The following is a 16,271-nucleotide window of genomic DNA, read 5'->3' on the forward strand; positions in this document are numbered from 1 at the left end:
CTATCTCCTCCTTGCCTTTTGTACGCTCAAGCGAAATCAAGTCGAGCACCCTCCTCGGTACTCCAGGCGCATGGTTTCGCCTGGGGCTGGTTTCATCTCGGCAGCCTGGTCTATCAGATCAGAAAGGTGATCCGCCACCTCCGGTGCGAAGAAAAGGGTATCGTCCTGTGGATCCCACAGAGTGGGCACACCGGAGATTTCCACCGCTGCACCGTTTGGAAAGACGTAGGTGTGGGTAACCTCTTTCGTGGTCATTGCTGCACCAAAATTTCATCCAGTTCGGCCTTGATTGCATCGTGCCGCTCAGCCCAGCGCGATTGCCCGCTATGCTCGTAAACCATTTGGGCGAAATCGCGTTCAAGGCGCAGGTACTCAAGCACTCTGAGGCGGCCCACTTCCATCCCCGGCGTGTCTTGAGCTTGAGCTCGGGGCTTGATGTTCACGTTCATGATTTCACCTTTCTTGCGGTGATGTACCGCTTCAGCCATAGGCATGCCTCGAGGTAGAGCTTGGAGCGACGGCGGGGGCTAACGAGTTGCAGTTTGTTGTCCACCAACCGGAGCAAGCTCCGGGGGAGTGAAGAGGGCCCTCGCGCAGGCGCTAGCCGCACCCGCGACAGGGCCATGTCCACCCATATTGGCGCCGCCTCGCTCAATTCATGCCTGAGCAGGTGGGGCTTCACATAGTCATCTGGGAGGATCAGGTAATCAGACAACACGACGGTGTGGCCCTTGGCCCACTCGCCCACCGTAGGGGGCAACGGGCCACCCCGGATCAGGGCGTAGTAGGCCAGTAGGTCAGAAACCGTGAGACTGTAGCGCTCGGCCAGGGCCTCGAGGTCTACGTCGTCTAGGCGCACTAGAGCGTCTATGCGGCCAAAGTCTGGATGCTCCTGCACCCGCGTCAAGGCCCGTAGGTTGCCACTCGAGCCGCGTGGGTTGAGCGGGGTAAAGCTGCCAATCCTCAGTCGCTTGTATTTAGGTTCGCGCAGGGCTCGGTAGTAGGCGTCACCATTCCAGAGCTCATCCTTGGATCGGGGAATCTCCAGCTCTGGGATGTTGAGATTTTCAAGCTCCATCGGTCACAGCAGTCCCCTCGAGAGATCGTCTAGGGCCGCCTTCAAACCGTCCGGCAGCTTCTGGCTCAGCCGTGCGCGGACGTAGTTGAGGCGAACTTTTGCCGTGCCCATTGAGCCATATTCGAGTGCGGTTTTGACGGCATCCAGGGCCTCGTTGACCAGCTCGAGGGCCAGGCCGCCCACCAGATTCGATTCAGCAGCTGCGTCAGCAATGGTCTCAGCCTGCCTCAGCAGCTGCCATGGCTCAGTGGTTTCCAAGTAGGTGGGATAGGGTTTCAACATCTCAGTCCTTCTTCCCGCCGTAGTAGGCTTCTCGCTCAGCGACTATGGCCTCGTCGAGGCTTCTACAGACATAAACCGATGTGCCGCACGCCCGAATCTCGGCGTGTTTGGCGACCTGGTGTGAGGAGAGCTTTCCCTCCGGGCTTTTGCATTCGATGAGCAGTACCCGCCCGTTTTTGAAGGCGGTCAGGTCGGGATAACCCAGGCTCAGGGTGCCCCACCGCCCGCCGCCCCTTCGCCCGGCTCCGGCGTCGGTGATCTCGACGTACCAACCCATGACCTGCAAATAGGTCACGATCTGTCGCTGTATCTCCTCCTCCCTCAATCTCTGCCCCATGCGTACCTCTACGGTCCCTGCTTCAAAAACCGCGCCTTCCTGCGCACCCCCTCCGCATTTCCCCGGTTGACAGATGCGCTAAACCCAAGCTCCAGCGCCAGCAACTCGCCCAGTCGCCCACCCTCGCATTTACAGGCGAGATAAAGGGCATTCATCTGGGACTTGAGCTGCTCTATGGGTGCGTCCGGCTCGAGGGCTTCTACGGCAGCGGCTATGCTAAGACCCACCGTTTGCTCTCCCTTCATCCGCTATCTCCCCTGTGGCGTCGCCTTCCGTATCTGGCCTATCACCTGCCCCATGTCGAACCATTGACCCCCTTGCTTGTTGTGCTCGACGACCGCTCGCCTCGCCGTTTCGAGTACGTCAGGGTTGGCTTGGATTTGTCGCCGGAGCAAGCCATTCAATCGCACGATCTCCTCCTCGAGTGGGTCGTGCGGCTTCCCAGCGCTGACAGAATTAGCGGTGTACTGCATCAGGCTTCCAAGCAGATACAGCGTCCGGGCTGCACAGCAGTCATCCACCGGGGCGCGGTACGTATGACCAGCTGGGGTGGTGCGCTCCAGCGCGTGTCCACAAAAGTGGCACTTGCCGAAACTAAAAACCTGCGCATCCTTCACGATGCCTCCTTTGTAGCGGCTAGGATGTCGCCGATAATCTCCTCGAAGCTGGCGCGGGGCGCAATGTTTGAACCGCTCTGGGGCTGGGGTTGACTCGAGAACGCATCCAGGGCTTTCACGAAATCAGTGAGGCCATAGCGCTCGGGATTCGAGGCTGCGTAAAACGCCTTTACCGCCGCCTCGAGCGCTGCCCGCCTATTCTGGCTAGGCATAGCCTCGAGCCGGGGCCGGACGTGCTCTCTGAGCCAGCCCTGCCATCCTTTTCCGTAGCGCCGCGAGACCTGTTGAATTTCCTTCAGCTTTGCGGTGAGTGCCGGGCCAACCTCGGCGTATAGGTTGGCCTCGAGCGCCACAGCCTCACGAAAAGCGGCCTTGCGCTCTTGAAGAGGATCCTGGTAGGTCGTTAGGTCTTTCGGCTCAGGCGGTGTGGGTGTTTCAGATTTCGCGCTAATAACATGGTGAGTACTTAACACACCACTCTGGTTAATAGCTTGGGTTAATACTGATGGTTCAAGGGAGGAAAATTTTTCCGCTACCCCCCGGAAACTATTTCCGCTACCCCCGGAAATGTTTTCCGGTTGGCCCTGCCCTCCACCGGAAACGGTTTCCGGTTGGCTGCCGGCATCAGCCGCAGGGTGCGCACTCATGAGGAGCCAGATTCCATCGGTCTGGCGGCTGCCGTTGGCCCGGTGGCGAGCCTGGCGGCGGATAAATCCGCGCTCCTCGAGAGAGCTCAGGTGGCTGCGGACGCTGCGCTCATCCTGGCCTGTGGCCTGAGCCAATCGCGCCTGCCCAACGTAGGTATAACCATCGAAATCGGCAAAGTTGGCTAGTGTGACCAAGACAAACTTACATCCAGTGGGCCTCACGTCCTGTGCGTAGGCCCAGTTCAGGGCCTCTATGCTCATTTCACGCCGCCTTGGCCTCGTCGAGGCCCAGTAGCAGGATGAGGACCCGACCTAGGTCTATCCCGGTGGCCTCGGAAATGAGCGGGGCGAAGCGCCTCAGCGTTTTCGGCCCCAGGGCGAACCGACCGGACTCAATACCCCATACCGTCGAGGTGTTACTCCCGGACAGACGTGCGAACTCAGCCTGCGACGCAAACTGCTCACGCAGTTTGCGGAAGTTTTTGGCTGCCAGCTCATCGTGCTCTTCCTTGGCAACCTCTGTTGCTTTTAGTTCCTTTTTGACGATCTCACCTGCCCTCACGGCTTACCTCCCAGAATGACAACGGCCATAAAAGCAAAGGCCAGCCCCAGCATCAGAACCAGCAAAAGCCCTTCCCACAACTCGCTCGAACGCTCCAGATTTCGCGCCAAGCGCTGAAACTGGGCGGTGGCCTCCATCAGCGGCTTACCGCAATCGGGGCAGTCCTTCAAAAAATCCGGGGCATCCCAAACATAGCCATGCTCAGGGCATTTGGGGTTGATGCAGATGGCCCGCCAGGTCTTCTGTGTCTGATTGGGCATAACTCCCCCTACTGATCCGCAGACCCAAGCGCGAGCGCCTTGAGCCCCTCGTACACCGCCCGAGCTGCCTCGAGGTCAGTGCTCTCGCCCCGCTTCCAGTTGTGCTCGGCCAGGATCGCAGCAGCCTCCTCGCCCAGCCCTGCTTTAACCGCTGCCCCAAATGCCCTCTCGATGACCTGATGGGTGCGCTGGAGCGGGTCGGGCTTGGCCTCCTCCGGCTCCACCACCTCCACCTCGGCTCGGGTGGCCTGGGCCATCTCCTCGGCGGTGTAGAGCCCACTGGATTCGTACGGGAATGCCTTGCGCAGGGCCAGGGCCTCGGCCACCTTGGCCAGCATCAGATCGGGCATCTTGGCCCACATGGCCGTGACCTGCCCTTCCTTGGTGGTCTGGGCGTAGCTGGACCACCGGGCCACCGCCCACAACGGTTGCTGAAAATCCGATCGAATCACCCCAACCTTGGCCGCCGCCGGGGGTTTGTCATCCAACCAAACCTCCTTCCACTCCCCATCCGGGCCGCACCACAGCGGGCCGAGCTGGCCGGCATACTTCCCGGTACGCTCGGCGATTAGGCGCAGGCCGTCAATCGAGACCTGCACGCTCATCACCTCCCGCTTCTCGCGGGAGTCCCAGCGCTTGATGGCGTAAATCTGCCGGCTGAAGGGGTCAAGCCCAGTGCGGTTGCACTGGGCCACAAACAGTTGGAACTCGTCGTCGGTGGCCCCCTTGGCAATCGTGCGTTTGATCAACTCGAGCTGGGCCCGGCCCAGTTCAGCTTTTTCTGCCAGTTCGTTTGCCATGTCTGCCTCCTGATGCCGTTCTCGTTTATGGCCAAGCTCGGAAAACTAAACCCAACCGTCGTCGAGTAACTCCACTCGAGCAGGGCCGAGTAATTTGCGACGTTGACCTCCCCAGGCCGCCAGGGGATGCCGAGCGCCTCGAGGCCTGCCACCAGGTCGGCTTCCTGAGGCAGCGGAGCATAGCGCACGTACAGGATGCCATCCTCCCGGACTCTCACTACCTCGCCACCATCCTCACCCCCGTACACGGTGGCGATACTGCCATCGCGGGTGAGGCTCCAGGCGTCAATGTGCCAACTAACCCGCCCCACGGCCCGAAACCAGGTGTCAATTTCTTCAGCCGGGGGCAGCGGAAAGCGTAGGCCGGTATCTGTGACTTTGCGGTGGGGATGATAGCTCAACAACTCGCCGTAGCAGCCGAGCGGGAGAGCCTGGGCCAGGTAGCCCACGTCGGCACCGCTTTGGGTCGCCTGGGCTCGCACCTCGACCACCGTCCATACTGGCAGGATGAGGTCGAAGTGCCGATGCGCCAGGGAAACAAACACCGCTCCTACCGGCAAAAGCTCGCCCTGGGTGAAGGCGAACAGGGGAAGCTGCATTGGAAGGCTCAAACCCCTACCCCCTCGAGTTCGCGCACCAGGCCCAACAGGGCCTCGAGTTCGGTTGTAGCCTGCACAAAAACCTCGTTCCCGTTCCGGTGAGCCACCGCGAACCAACCGCCTTTCGGGTTCAGCACGGTCACCGGGAGATACCCGGTGATCTGCTGCACCCGGCTGGCCAGGCGCGAGCGCAGGGCCAGGGAGTCCAGCACCCGCACCATCTCGAGGCCCTGAGCCCGGTCACGGGCCTCGAGGCGCTCGACCTGCTCGGGGGATAGGGCCGGGGCCGGAGCCCCCCAGGGGAGCCGCCTCATATTTGCTCCTTGCGTAAACCAACTTCCAAGGCGGCCCGGGCGATCTCAGCGCGGGCTCGGGCCAGGATCAGGTTTTCCTCGGCCCGGTTCAGCCGCTCGTACTCCTGGGCCAGGGTGGTGCGGGCCTGGGCTTCCCGCTCTTCGGCGTTTTTCCCGCTCAGGGCCCCGGAGAGCAGGGCGGTGGCGCGGGCGAGCTCGAGGGCCTCTTTGGCCCGGTTGCGTTCGATCTGGGCCTGAGCCAGGGCTTCGGCGGCCTGGCTCAGTTCATGCAAGGCTTCTTGGGGGTTCATGGGGTCCTCCTTTTTTGGGTGATCCAGTTTTCTGATTTATCCGCTCGGTCATGGCAGCACCCCCGCCAGCCGCCCAATCAGGTTGATCACCAGCACCGCCACGAATCCGATGGCGGCCCCTAGCGCGATGTCCTGAAGGAGCCTCATAAACCCTCCGGCGACAATTCAAGGACTACATTTGACTCATCAAGCAGTTTCGCTATAGGAAACTCCTGAGCATAAATGTCTTCCAAAAGCTGACGATACGGTGCTTCCAGAGCTTCGATAAACTCTGGAGTGTATTCTCCTTTTTGCTTCAGCCTACTGACTGAACTAAGAGCTGCAAGAAGGAGGTTGGCCTTGTATCTTGCCAACTCCTGCCAATTAGCAAAGGTGGGAGGGCCCGCGTTTTCAGTTGCGTTCATAATCACCCGTATTTCCCACACACGCGGGGATGAACGGGCTGATCTAGGCACAACACACCTCCATTTGAATAAAGCCAAACCGATTCTTCGCCATGTGTATACTCAACCTCCCGGTCAAAAAAAGCCCACAGAGGGCCTAGGCTGCCCCCTCGAGGGACGCGTTGATGTACTCGACGATAGAACTGGCCGGTATCAACCACTTATGGCCGTTCCGCAGCGCCCGGAGCCTACCGCTGTGAAGAAGCTCGTAGATTGCGTTGGTACCAATCTCGAGAGCAAGCCGCACCTGCTCTGGGGTGTAGAGGAGCCGTCGGCCTACACCGACGCGCTCCATGTGGGCGTGTAGTTCTTCCAGATTCATAGAGACGCCTCCAGCGTCCGGCATGGGCCGCTAGCAATTCCGTCACCTGGTTTTCAAGGTTCCTCCGAGTATCACCCGGTTATGAGTATAGTAATATCTGTATACTCAATATGTCAACAGCAATGTGTTTCGGCTTGCGCTGCACATGTGTCCGTGTTATTTTGAACAATATATGAGCGTTCTGATATTAGAGCGTTCAACATTGCGGGGGTAGATATGGCAAAAAACTGGGTGGTGCGAGAGCCGTGGGGCGAGGTGCTGTTTCAGCGCCGGAAGATGCTGGGTCTGACGCAGGCGCAGATGCAGGATCGGACTGGCATGAGCCAGTCCTACGTGGCCCACATCGAAGCTGGCCGCTACCACCCGCTCCAGATGGCTGTTACGCGGCTATTCCCCTACATTGCCGCTCTCGATTGGACACTACACGAGTTCCTCGAGGCCACCGGCCTGGAGCTGCCCAATGCCGATGATGTATGCCCCCCCTGTGGCCCTCGAGCGCGACCGGGCACTCATAAAGCCGCTGGTGGATAATGCCGCGCAAGCGTCGTGGGCGCAATGAGAACGGGGCCGGGACGGTCTCCCGGCGATCCGATGGGCGATGGGAGGGCAAGCTGTCCTACCGGGGAGAAGATGGCCGTCTGCGTCGGCTGACGGTCTATGGGAAAACCGCAGAGGAAGCCCGGGCCAAGCTCACTGCCAAAAAACATGACCAGTTGCGCGGGGTGCTGGTCACTCCGGAGCGGGTCACAGTAGGGGAGTGGGCCGAGGCGTGGATGGCCGCTCGGCGCACCGAGGGCCGGGCCGCCAATACCCTCCGTAACTACCAGACCGAGCTCAACCTAGCCATGCCGATGCTGGGGAACCTGCCCATGCAACGGGTCAAACCCGAACATATCCGGGGCGTTGTCGTGGCTTTGAGCGAACAGGGAAGGGCCCCACGCACAGTAAAGAAGGTGCTCGAGCGACTATCGGCCCTGTTCGAGGACGCAGTGCGGCTCGAGAGGCTCCACCGTAATCCATGCCATGCCGTGACGTATAAACGACCGCCATCTGAGCCGGTGGGTCGCTCAATGCAGCCCGAGGAGGTAGCGCGGCTGCTCGAGGTCTGCGACCGCCACCGGATCGGGCTGCTATTCCGGCTCATTCTGGCGACGGGATTGCGCAAGGCCGAGGCCCTGGCCCTGACCTGGGCCGATGTGGACTTTCTCAGGGCCGAGTTGCATGTCAGCAAGGCCTGGACAAAGGTCGGAGGCATCGGGGTTTTGACTGGGACGAAATCCCGCCGCTCCAAGCGAGTGCTGCCCGTCCCATCGGGCCTGCTGACCCGGCTCAGGGAACGCAAGGCCGAGATGTTAGCCTTCGCCCAGGGCGAACCAGGCTGGGCCGAGGCAGTAGAGCGCTCCTACATTTTTGCTGAGCTGGGCCGGGACAAGCCCTACAGCCCGGATACCCCTAACCATCATCTCAAGGAACTCCTCGACGAGGCGGCTCTTCCGCATTACCGAGTGCATGATTTGCGGCACACCTACGGCTCGCTCATGCTCAGCCGGGGCCTGCCGGTGGAGGTGGTTTCCGAACGGATGGGCCATGCCAGCATTACCATTACCCTGAACGTTTACCGGCACGTCCTGGAGCACGAGCGCAAGGGGCACGTCCTGGACCTCGAGGACATCCTCAGGCCCCAGCCCCGGCACAGCGCCTAACCTCAGACCCCGGCGGATGCCGGGGTTCTCATTTCCCCTCGACTGTCGTCAAACTGTCGTCAAACCCTGATGGAAAGGATGATTCCCCACCGGTGAAGGTGGGGGATTTCGCTGTCCCGCTGCTATTTATTTTCTGGTGGGCGATCCGGGACTCGAACCCGGGACCTCACGCTTATCAGGCGTGTGCTCTAACCAGCTGAGCTAACCGCCCCCATGCAGCGAGTTATCAATATAGCGAAGGTAGGGGCCGGGGTCAAGCTGGCTGCGCTTTGGGGAGATTTCGTGGGGTTATGCCGGGCTTGGGGGAGACCAGAGAGGCCAACCTTCCCTGGAGAGGGGTACACTTTTCCTATGCTGGAAACTGCAATTGGTCGCGGAGAGCGAGAAGCTCCGACCTTCAAGGCCAACAAGGATGCCTGGGTGCGGCTCATGGCTGAGTTCCACGGCTCCCTAGAGAAAATCCGCCAGGGTGGGGGCTCAAAAGCCATTGAGCGCCAGCATGCCCGGGGCCGCCTAAGCGCTCGAGAGCGCATCGCCAAGCTGGTAGACGCCGGGACCGAGCTCGAGGAACTCCTGACCTATGCGGGCTGGGGGATGTACGAGGACTGGGGAGGGGCTCCGGGTGGGGGGGTGGTTGTCGGTATCGGCAAGATTGCTGGGCGCGACTGGATGATTGTGGCCAACGATGCCACCGTCAAAGCTGGGGCCTTTTTCCCAATCACGGCCAAGAAGGTGATCCGGGCTCAGACCCTGGCCCTCGAGAACCGCATCCCTACGGTTTATCTGGTGGACTCAGCCGGGGTCTTCCTGCCGCTGCAAGACGAGGTTTTCCCCGACCAAGACGATTTTGGGCGAATTTTCTACCTCAATGCCCGCATGAGCGCGCTGGGGATCCCCCAGATCTCGGCCATCATGGGGAATTGTGTGGCGGGCGGGGCCTATCTGCCGCTCATGACCGACGTCCTGATCATGACCGAAGGCTCAGGGCTGTATTTGGCCGGGCCGGCCCTGGTCAAAGCAGCGATAGGGCAGGAGGTCAGCTCAGAGGAGCTAGGCGGGGCCCGGATGCATGCCGAGGTCTCCGGAACGGTGGATTTTTACGAGCCCAACGATGAGGCCGCCCTCGAGCGAATTCGCAGTCTGGCCGGGATGTACGCCGCACCGGAATGGGCGCCTTGGGCGCGGGAGCGGCACCCTGAGGCCGAGCCCATTCACCCGCAAGAAGACCTCTATGGCCTGGTTTCACCCGACGGGAATCGGCCCTATGAGGTCCGGGAGGTCATTGCCCGACTGGTAGACGCCTCGAGGTTTGCCGAATTCAAGGCGAGCTATGGCCAGACCCTGGTCTGTGGCTATGCCCGGCTGGGAGGGTTTCCCATCGGCATTGTGGCCAACCAGCGCAGCGTGATTAAGAAGCCGGACAAGATTGAAGTCGGTGGGGTGATCTATGCCGAGGCGGCGGACAAGGCGGCCCGCTTCATCCTCGAGGTCAACCAGCGCTTCATTCCCCTGGTGTTCTTGATGGATGTGACCGGGTTCATGGTGGGAAAGGAATCCGAGCAGCACGGGATCATCCGCCGGGGGGCCAAGCTGGTCAACGCGGTCAGCAACTCGGTCGTGCCCAAGATCACCCTGATCATCGGCGGTAGTTTTGGTGCGGGGAACTACGCCATGGCCGGGAAGGCCTATGGACCCCGCTTCATCTATGCCTGGCCCAGCGCCAAGTACGCGGTGATGGGGGGGGCCTCGGCGGCCAAGACCTTGATGGAGATCGAGGTGGGGAAGCTCGAGCGCGAGGGGAAAGTTCCCACCGATCAGGACCTGAAGGAGCTGTATGAGCGCATCAAGGGTCGCTACGATGAGCAGCTAGACCCCCGCTATGCCGCCGCGCGGTTGTGGGTAGATGAGGTGATCTTCCCGCACCAGACCCGCGAACGCTTGATTCGCAGCCTCGAGGCCTGCGCGCTCAACCCCACCCGTGAGGCCATGGGCTTGGGGGTGTTTCAGGTCTAAACGGCCCCCTGCGCTCGAGGTTATGCGCTATGCTGAGAACCTAGCCAACTTCTTCCGCCCCGGCCTAGGAGGATGGTCTTTTTGGAGGTTTCCATGAAGCTCGATCTGAGGGCTCGCCAAGAACTCCTTTCCCGCATCAGCTCTAACCCCGAGGTCCTACGCGGCAGGCCCAAAATCAAGGGAACCCGGATTGCAGTCCACATGATCCTGGAGGCGGTCGCCAGCCACCTCTCCTTTGAGGAAATCCTGGTGCAGTGGCCTGAGCTGAGCCGGGAAGACATCCAAGCCGCGCTCTTGTACGGGGCGCGTTCAACCAACTACGAGTGGATCGCCCTGAGCGATGAGGAGTAGCGGGCTGCGCCTCAGCGCTGGGGTGGGTTGCGGCGGGCCAGTTTATCCGCATACATTCGCTGGTCGCTGAGCCGAACCAGTTCCCCCCCGGAGGTGGCCTCCATCGGGATTGCGGCCAGCCCAGCGCTGACACTGGCAGCCGGAAAGCCCAGCGCCCGAACCTGCGCCAGCGCAGCCTCTAGCCGCGCCCGCACCTCAGGGTGACCGGTGGGGTCTATGTAGGGTAGGATCGCAGCGTACTCATCCCCGCCGATACGGTAGAGGCGGCCCAGGGCAAAGAAGTGTTCCTGCGTGACCTGGGCAAAGGTCCGCAGCAGGGCATCCCCGCGCTCGTGACCCTCGCTGTCGTTGAGCACCTTGAGGTAGTCCATGTCCAGTGCCAGCACGCTCAGAGGGTAACCGATGCGATGGGCCCGGGCCACCTCGGTCTCGAGGTCGTTCTCGAACGCCCGGCGGTTGCCCAACCCGGTCAGTACATCGGTATGGGCCATCAGCTCCATGCGCCGCGCCAGCATCTGGGCCTCGCGGCGGGCCGCCTCGAGCTCCCGGGTACGGTCTGCCAGGATCTGCTCGAAGCCCCGGCGCAGCCCCTCCACGTCCTCTTCAATCCAGCCGAGCTGGGCTTTTTCGATCTGCATGGTCATGGAGAGGTCGGCATCCAAGCGCTGCATCTTTGCCTCGATGTCCAGCTCCCCCTCCCCGAAGGCCCGCATGCAGGCCTCAACCACCTGCGGATCGAAGTGGCGCCCCGACAAGCGCCTGATCTCGGCCAGGGCTTCGGCGACCGACCAGGCCCGCTTGTAAGGGCGCTCGTGGGTCAGGGCATCCAGCACATCAGCCGCCGCCACGATCCGCCCGGACAGCGGGATATCTGAGCCGACCAGGCCGAAAGGATAGCCGTTGCCGTCATAGTGCTCGTGGTGGCTGCGGGCGATCTCTTCCGCCATGCGCAGTAAGCGGCTGCGCCCACCAGAGAGGATGCGAGCCCCAATCACGGTGTGGGCTTTCATCTGCTCGAACTCCTCGAGGGTTAATCGGTCGCGCTTGAGCAGGATGCTGTCGGGGATGCCAATTTTGCCCACATCGTGCAGGCGGGCGGCTGAACGCAACACCTCGATCTGCTCTTGGGGCCAGCCCATCTCCTGGGCGATCAAGGCGGCGTTGCGGCCCACCCGGTAGGTGTGTTCCCCAGTCACGTCGTCGCGGTACTCGGCGGCCAGCGCCAGGCGGGCCACGATCTCGAGCTGGGCGTATTCCAGTTCCTCGGTGCGCTGGCGCACCTTGGCCTGGGCCTCCTCGCGGGCTCGGGTTTCAACCTCGGTGCGCAGGCGGTACTGCTCGGCCTCGTTCCTGGCCCGCTCGAGCTCTAACTGCGAGGCCAGCAGGCGGCGCTTGCGCTCACCCTCGCGGTTGAACAGCTCTCGCTCCAGGCGATAGTGGGCCTCGAGGTGGGCCAGCGCGGGCTCCAAGCGGCCCTCGGCCCGGTGGATCTGGGCGAGCAAGTGGTGGGCTTCGCAGAGGTTTTTCTTTCGGTCGAAGCGATGGGCCAGCTCCAGGGCTTCTTCTGCCTGGGCTTGAGCCAAGCGCAGATGCTCCAGGGCCAGGTGATTATGGGCCAGCCCCAACAGGGCCTCGAGCTCGGCGTGGCGCCAACCCTTGGCTCGAGCCAGTTCCAGCACCTTGGTGTGGTTGAGCAGGGCTTCTTGGAGATGGCCTCGAGTGGTCTGGATCTGGGCCAGCCCCAGCATGCCCGAGGCGATCAGCCGCTCCAAGCCCCGCTCCTGGGCCAGGGAGAGCACCTCGGTGTAGAGGGCTTGAGCCTCCTCCAACTTGTCTTGGGCCCGGGCCAGCTCCCCCTTGAGGTGCAGCAGGTGTACCTCGAGGCTGCGCTCTTCCCCGGCCCTGGCGATCCCCAGGGCTCGGTCGTAGTATTCCTGGGCTTGAGCGTACTCCCCCATCTCGCCGTACAGGTTGCCGATGCTGGCCAGATTGGTCGCCCGGTTGCGGGGGCTGTGCCCCTCTTCCTGGTAGAGCTGGTAGGCGGCGAAAAAGTTTTGCAATGCCTCAGGGTAGTCGCCCAGCTCGGTATGCAGCGTACCCAGGTTGTTGAGGTAGTTGGCCTCGGCGGCCCGGTTGCCCAGTTGCCGCATCAGCCCCAGGGCTGCCCGCAGCTTATCCAGGGCTTCGGGGTACTGGGCTTGCATGTGGTGCAAACCGGCTTGCTGATTGAGCAGATCGGCCTCCACCTGGGGAAGCTCGAGCTCCCGGGCCAAGCCAGCGGCCTGCTCGAGGTGGCTCGCGGCTTGCACCAGATCGCCCCGTTCGCGCTGTAGGAAGGCCAAGAGCCTCGAGCTTTCCAGTTGCAAGCGCTTTTCTGGGGCCTCGGCCAGCGCGATTCCGGCGTGGTCCAGAGCCTCTTTCATCCGCCCCAGGCGTCCTTGAGCCTGGGCTAGAACCAGCCGGGCTTGGATTTGCAGCTCAGGTTCTCCGAGCGCAGCGGCATTCTCCAGCACCTCTGTGGCCAGATTGAGCGCCTCAGCGGGCTCTTCTGCCAGCAGGGCCTCGGCTTCCCTCAGCCGGGACCGCGCCAACCCCAGCCGCGAAGCACGCTCCGTGCCCTCTACTGTGGTGGCTATGCCTGGCTTGTCTGCTGCCATCTCAACCAATCTACCGCAGGGGGATTAGACCTACCCCTAGCTTCCAGAGTACTGGGTCGCCGCCCTCGGGGCGGTGATTTTAGAGGGGGCCAGCCCGGATCTTCTACAATGGCGGGGTATGGAGGTGGCGGGGATATTCCTGGCGGTGCTGCTCCTGATTGTTGTGTTGGGGGGATTCAACTACCTGGCCGGACGGCGCACCGAGAAGGCCCAGCAGGAGTGGTTTCGCCGGGTGTTGGGGGAGGGGGTGAGCCTCGAGGAGTTCCTCAAAACGGCCCCCTACACCTATCGCCCGTTGGCAGGCAGGGGGTATGGCATCCTGAAGCGCGAAACCGGCGAGGAGGTTTGGCGCAGCCCAACCCCCGAGGAAGCCGAGGCCTGGATCGTCATGCAAACCTTGGCGGAACGATCGGGCCCAACCGAGCAGGAGGGGCGGGGGAGCTAGGTTGGCCTTGGAAAGTGAGACTGTGGGAAAGCGGTAGCCGAGAATGCTCCTAAAGCATGTAGGATAAGCCCGATGATTCGTCTTGTGCTCGTAGACATAGACGGAACCCTCTACGGCCCTAAAGGGGTGCCGGAATGCGCCTGGGAGGCCGCTGAGGCGGCCCGGGCAGCGGGGTTGCACCTGAGCGTCTGCACCGGGCGGCCTGGGCGGGGGTTCGCCTTCGAGTACGCCCGAAGGCTGGACCCAAAGGGGCTGCACATCTTCGAGAATGGGGCGGTGGTCCTGGGGGGGGATGGGAGCATTCATAAGGCCGAGCGGATGGGGTTCAAGAGCTATGAAGAGCTGGTGAGCATTGCCCGGCGCTATGGTCTAGACCTCGAGGTCTACACGGCGGAAGGCGGCTACTATGTCGAGGCCAATACCCCGGAAATTCGTCAGCACGAAACCATGATCGGCCTCGAGGCCGAGCGCTGCGACCTTTTGGAGCTCTCGGCCCAACCGGTGCGGGCCCAGTTTGTGGTGCGGGACGGCCCCAATTGGCAGACCGCGCGGGCCCAGATTGCCCAGGTGGGTGGGGTGGAGCTGCACGAGGCCACCAGCCCAGGAATGCCTGGGGTGATTTTTGCTTCGGTAACCGCCTGGCATACCTCCAAGCGTTCCTCGGCCAAGTGGGTGGCTGCCCAGTATGGTCTCGCGCTGGCCCAGGTGGCCATGGTGGGGGATGGAGAGAATGACCTCGAGCTGATCCGGGCCAGTGGGCTGGGGATTGCCATGGGCGAGGCCCCGGACTCCGTGAAGCAAGCCGCCTACTATGTGGTGGGCACAGTGGAGGGTTGTGGTCTGGCGGAGGCCCTCCGGTTGGCCCGGGAGTTTCCCCAGACCCTGGGTGAGGGCGAGGCCTCGGCGTGATTCGGCTGGTGGCCCTTGATCTGGACGGCACTTTCTATGCGGGGCGGATCCTGGGGGTTCCGGATTCGGCCTGGGCGGCCATCGAGCGGGGGAAGCGCGAGGGCCTGAGGTTTGCCGTCTGCACCGGTAGGCCCCAGGGTGGGTTTGGCCTCGAGTGGGGACGGCGCATGGAACCGGATGGCCCCCACGTGTTCAACGATGGGGCCTCGATCTGCACCGCTGAGGGGCAGCCGCTCTATACCGCCCCTTTACCCCACCTGCGGGAGCTGGTAGGCCTGGCCCGCAACCACGGCCTTTGTTTTGACCTCAACACCGCGACCGGCGGGCGCTATTACGAACCCGAGCTGATGCCACCGGGGATTCTGGAGCATGTGGCTATGGTGGGGGTGGAGGCCCGCTCGCGGCGGCTCGAGGAGCTAGATCTGGCTCAGGAGCCCCCGGTGCGCTTGTGGTATGTGGTCCCCGATCTGGGGCTATGGGAGAGCGTGCGGCCTGAGCTCACCGCCCTGCCGGGGCTCGAGCTGGCTGAGTATTTCTCCCCTCGAGAGATCATCGCGGGGGTGATCCGGCAGGGAATCTCCAAGGCCACCGGCCTGCGCTGGTTGGCTGCGTACTATGGACTCCACCTGAGTGAAATTGCCATGATCGGCGATAGCGACAACGATGTGAGCGCAATCCGCGACGCAGGGCTGGGCATCGCCATGGGCAACGCGATCGAGCCGGTCAAGGCCGTGGCCGATCATATCGTGGGGCATGTGCGCGAGGGGGGGTTTGCCGAAGCGGTGGAATACGTCTTGGAGAAGAACCGATGAGCTTATCCGACGAGTTGCAGGCCCATATCCAGGCTTTCCCTGGACAGGTAGGGGTGTGGCTGGAGCACCTCTCGAGCGGTGAAACCTTCGCCCACCAGCCCCAGCGCCCCTTCCTCGCCGCCAGCACCATCAAACTGCCGATGCTGTGCTACGCACTTGCGACCAGGGCCGATCTGAGCCAGAACATCCCCATCAAGCCGGAGGTGGTCGCGCTGGGTTCGGGGGTTCTCAAAGATCTTTCCCCAGGGCTGGTTCTGCCGTTGCGCGACCTCCTGACCCTGATGATTGTGCTGAGCGACAACACTGCCACCAATGTGGTGCTGGACCACTGGGGTCATAAGGAGCCCTTCAACGCCTATTACCGGGCTCAAGGTTGGTCCCAGACGCACGTTGCTGGAATGCTCTCGCTGCCTGAGGACCGCCCCGATCCCCGGCGCCTTCCGGGCGATGCGGCCAAGACCTCGGCTCAGGATCTGGGCCGGCTGCTCAAGGCCTTGTGGAGGGGAGAGCTGTTGCCGCCTGATGCGACAAAGACCGCCCTGGACATCCTCTCGAGGCAACAGTTCACCGCGTTTTTACGCTATCTACTGGCAGATTTGGACGACCTCGAGGAGCGTACCACCCCTATCCGGCTCTACTCCAAGTCCGGCGAGATTCGTTGCTGCCGCCACGACACCGGTATCCTGGCCCGCGGGGAGCAGGCCCTTTCGATTACCGTCCTGACTGAGACGGAGACAGACCCCCGGTTCCACCCCGACCACCCCGCAACCCTCCTGATCGGTCGCATTGCCGAGGTGGCCTATCGGTATTGGCTGGCCGGGTAAGGCGGT

General features: G+C 62.4%; 25 protein-coding genes and 1 tRNA gene. 8 read left to right on the forward strand and 18 right to left on the reverse strand.

Annotated features, from left to right (window positions below):
• Nucleotides 1–36: 36 nt before the first annotated feature.
• The 16 genes from Mgrana_RS00475 to Mgrana_RS00545 all read right to left on the reverse strand — a co-directional run bounded on the left by Mgrana_RS00475 (nt 37) and on the right by Mgrana_RS00545 (nt 6,551).
• Nucleotides 37–255 (reverse strand): hypothetical protein, encoded by a 219-nt coding sequence (locus Mgrana_RS00475; RefSeq protein WP_119355637.1) that lies wholly within the window; start codon nt 253–255, stop codon nt 37–39.
• Nucleotides 252–488 (reverse strand): hypothetical protein, encoded by a 237-nt coding sequence (locus Mgrana_RS00480; protein WP_147021214.1) that lies wholly within the window; start codon nt 486–488, stop codon nt 252–254. The genes Mgrana_RS00475 and Mgrana_RS00480 overlap by 4 nt, the downstream gene beginning before the upstream one ends.
• Nucleotides 446–1,078: a hypothetical protein gene (locus tag Mgrana_RS00485; RefSeq protein ID WP_119355639.1), complete on the reverse strand. Its 633-nt coding sequence runs from the start codon at nt 1,076–1,078 to the stop codon at nt 446–448. Before Mgrana_RS00485 ends, Mgrana_RS00480 begins: the two co-directional genes overlap by 43 nt.
• Nucleotides 1,079–1,081: 3 nt before the next feature.
• Entirely contained in the window at nt 1,082–1,360 is a 279-nt protein-coding gene (locus tag Mgrana_RS00490; RefSeq protein WP_119355640.1) for a hypothetical protein, read from the reverse strand.
• A 1-nt stretch (nt 1,361) separates the two neighbouring features.
• Nucleotides 1,362–1,697 (reverse strand): VRR-NUC domain-containing protein, encoded by a 336-nt coding sequence (locus tag Mgrana_RS00495; protein ID WP_119355641.1) that lies wholly within the window; start codon nt 1,695–1,697, stop codon nt 1,362–1,364.
• Between the two features lie 8 nt (nt 1,698–1,705).
• Nucleotides 1,706–1,942, reverse strand: coding sequence for a hypothetical protein (locus Mgrana_RS00500; protein WP_119355642.1), 237 nt, complete (start codon nt 1,940–1,942; stop codon nt 1,706–1,708).
• A 3-nt stretch (nt 1,943–1,945) separates the two neighbouring features.
• Nucleotides 1,946–2,314 carry a hypothetical protein gene (locus Mgrana_RS00505; RefSeq protein WP_119355643.1) on the reverse strand — a complete coding sequence of 123 codons (369 nt, stop codon included), beginning with the start codon at nt 2,312–2,314 and terminating at the stop codon, nt 1,946–1,948.
• The gene (locus tag Mgrana_RS00510) at nt 2,311–3,156 is read right to left on the reverse strand and encodes a helix-turn-helix domain-containing protein (protein ID WP_170146365.1); all 846 of its coding nucleotides are present in this window, start codon (nt 3,154–3,156) and stop codon (nt 2,311–2,313) included. The genes Mgrana_RS00505 and Mgrana_RS00510 overlap by 4 nt, the downstream gene beginning before the upstream one ends.
• A 67-nt stretch (nt 3,157–3,223) precedes the next feature.
• Nucleotides 3,224–3,523, reverse strand: a complete 300-nt coding sequence (locus tag Mgrana_RS00515; RefSeq protein WP_119355645.1) for a helix-turn-helix domain-containing protein — start codon at nt 3,521–3,523, stop codon at nt 3,224–3,226.
• Nucleotides 3,520–3,783 (reverse strand): hypothetical protein, encoded by a 264-nt coding sequence (locus Mgrana_RS00520; RefSeq protein WP_119355646.1) that lies wholly within the window; start codon nt 3,781–3,783, stop codon nt 3,520–3,522. Before Mgrana_RS00520 ends, Mgrana_RS00515 begins: the two co-directional genes overlap by 4 nt.
• 8 nt (nt 3,784–3,791) lie before the next feature.
• Entirely contained in the window at nt 3,792–4,583 is a 792-nt protein-coding gene (bet, locus tag Mgrana_RS00525; RefSeq protein WP_119355647.1) for a phage recombination protein Bet, read from the reverse strand.
• The gene (locus tag Mgrana_RS00530; RefSeq protein WP_119355648.1) at nt 4,529–5,182 is read right to left on the reverse strand and encodes a hypothetical protein; all 654 of its coding nucleotides are present in this window, start codon (nt 5,180–5,182) and stop codon (nt 4,529–4,531) included. Before Mgrana_RS00530 ends, bet begins: the two co-directional genes overlap by 55 nt.
• 8 nt (nt 5,183–5,190) lie before the next feature.
• Nucleotides 5,191–5,496: a hypothetical protein gene (locus Mgrana_RS00535; protein ID WP_119355649.1), complete on the reverse strand. Its 306-nt coding sequence runs from the start codon at nt 5,494–5,496 to the stop codon at nt 5,191–5,193.
• Nucleotides 5,493–5,786, reverse strand: a complete 294-nt coding sequence (locus Mgrana_RS00540; RefSeq protein WP_119355650.1) for a hypothetical protein — start codon at nt 5,784–5,786, stop codon at nt 5,493–5,495. The genes Mgrana_RS00535 and Mgrana_RS00540 overlap by 4 nt, the downstream gene beginning before the upstream one ends.
• A gap of 143 nt (nt 5,787–5,929) precedes the next feature.
• Complete coding sequence (locus tag Mgrana_RS16665; RefSeq protein WP_147021213.1) at nt 5,930–6,190, reverse strand: hypothetical protein; 261 nt, start codon at nt 6,188–6,190, stop codon at nt 5,930–5,932.
• A 136-nt stretch (nt 6,191–6,326) separates the two neighbouring features.
• Complete coding sequence (locus Mgrana_RS00545; RefSeq protein ID WP_170146366.1) at nt 6,327–6,551, reverse strand: helix-turn-helix domain-containing protein; 225 nt, start codon at nt 6,549–6,551, stop codon at nt 6,327–6,329.
• Between the two features lie 216 nt (nt 6,552–6,767).
• On the opposite strand from Mgrana_RS00545, the gene Mgrana_RS00550 reads away from it, so the two are divergent.
• Both Mgrana_RS00550 and Mgrana_RS00555 read left to right on the forward strand, forming a co-directional pair.
• Nucleotides 6,768–7,082 (forward strand): helix-turn-helix domain-containing protein, encoded by a 315-nt coding sequence (locus tag Mgrana_RS00550; RefSeq protein WP_119355652.1) that lies wholly within the window; start codon nt 6,768–6,770, stop codon nt 7,080–7,082.
• Nucleotides 7,082–8,254 carry a tyrosine-type recombinase/integrase gene (locus Mgrana_RS00555; RefSeq protein WP_119355653.1) on the forward strand — a complete coding sequence of 391 codons (1,173 nt, stop codon included), beginning with the start codon at nt 7,082–7,084 and terminating at the stop codon, nt 8,252–8,254. Before Mgrana_RS00550 ends, Mgrana_RS00555 begins: the two co-directional genes overlap by 1 nt.
• Nucleotides 8,255–8,388: 134 nt before the next feature.
• Here the strand turns inward: Mgrana_RS00555 and Mgrana_RS00560 are convergent.
• A tRNA-Ile gene (locus tag Mgrana_RS00560) sits at nt 8,389–8,465 on the reverse strand.
• Nucleotides 8,466–8,605: 140 nt separating this feature from the next.
• Here Mgrana_RS00560 and Mgrana_RS00565 point away from each other — a divergent pair.
• Nucleotides 8,606–10,267 (forward strand): acyl-CoA carboxylase subunit beta, encoded by a 1,662-nt coding sequence (locus Mgrana_RS00565; RefSeq protein WP_119355654.1) that lies wholly within the window; start codon nt 8,606–8,608, stop codon nt 10,265–10,267.
• Between the two features lie 93 nt (nt 10,268–10,360).
• Complete coding sequence (locus Mgrana_RS00570; RefSeq protein WP_119355690.1) at nt 10,361–10,618, forward strand: DUF433 domain-containing protein; 258 nt, start codon at nt 10,361–10,363, stop codon at nt 10,616–10,618.
• Nucleotides 10,619–10,629: 11 nt separating this feature from the next.
• Here Mgrana_RS00570 and Mgrana_RS00575 read toward each other — a convergent pair whose 3' ends face one another.
• Nucleotides 10,630–13,275, reverse strand: a complete 2,646-nt coding sequence (locus tag Mgrana_RS00575) for an HD domain-containing phosphohydrolase (protein ID WP_119355655.1) — start codon at nt 13,273–13,275, stop codon at nt 10,630–10,632.
• A 118-nt stretch (nt 13,276–13,393) separates the two neighbouring features.
• On the opposite strand from Mgrana_RS00575, the gene Mgrana_RS00580 reads away from it, so the two are divergent.
• The 4 genes from Mgrana_RS00580 (at nt 13,394) to Mgrana_RS00595 (ending at nt 16,265) form a co-directional block, all read left to right on the forward strand.
• Complete coding sequence (locus Mgrana_RS00580; RefSeq protein WP_119355656.1) at nt 13,394–13,720, forward strand: hypothetical protein; 327 nt, start codon at nt 13,394–13,396, stop codon at nt 13,718–13,720.
• 72 nt (nt 13,721–13,792) lie between these two features.
• Nucleotides 13,793–14,629 (forward strand): HAD family hydrolase, encoded by an 837-nt coding sequence (locus Mgrana_RS00585; RefSeq protein WP_119355657.1) that lies wholly within the window; start codon nt 13,793–13,795, stop codon nt 14,627–14,629.
• The gene (locus Mgrana_RS00590; protein WP_119355658.1) at nt 14,626–15,441 is read left to right on the forward strand and encodes an HAD family hydrolase; all 816 of its coding nucleotides are present in this window, start codon (nt 14,626–14,628) and stop codon (nt 15,439–15,441) included. The genes Mgrana_RS00585 and Mgrana_RS00590 overlap by 4 nt, the downstream gene beginning before the upstream one ends.
• Nucleotides 15,438–16,265, forward strand: coding sequence for a serine hydrolase (locus Mgrana_RS00595; protein WP_119355659.1), 828 nt, complete (start codon nt 15,438–15,440; stop codon nt 16,263–16,265). The genes Mgrana_RS00590 and Mgrana_RS00595 overlap by 4 nt, the downstream gene beginning before the upstream one ends.
• Nucleotides 16,266–16,271 lie beyond the last annotated feature (6 nt).

The organism is Meiothermus granaticius NBRC 107808, from assembly GCF_003574355.1.
GTDB classification, from domain to species: domain Bacteria; phylum Deinococcota; class Deinococci; order Deinococcales; family Thermaceae; genus Meiothermus; species Meiothermus granaticius.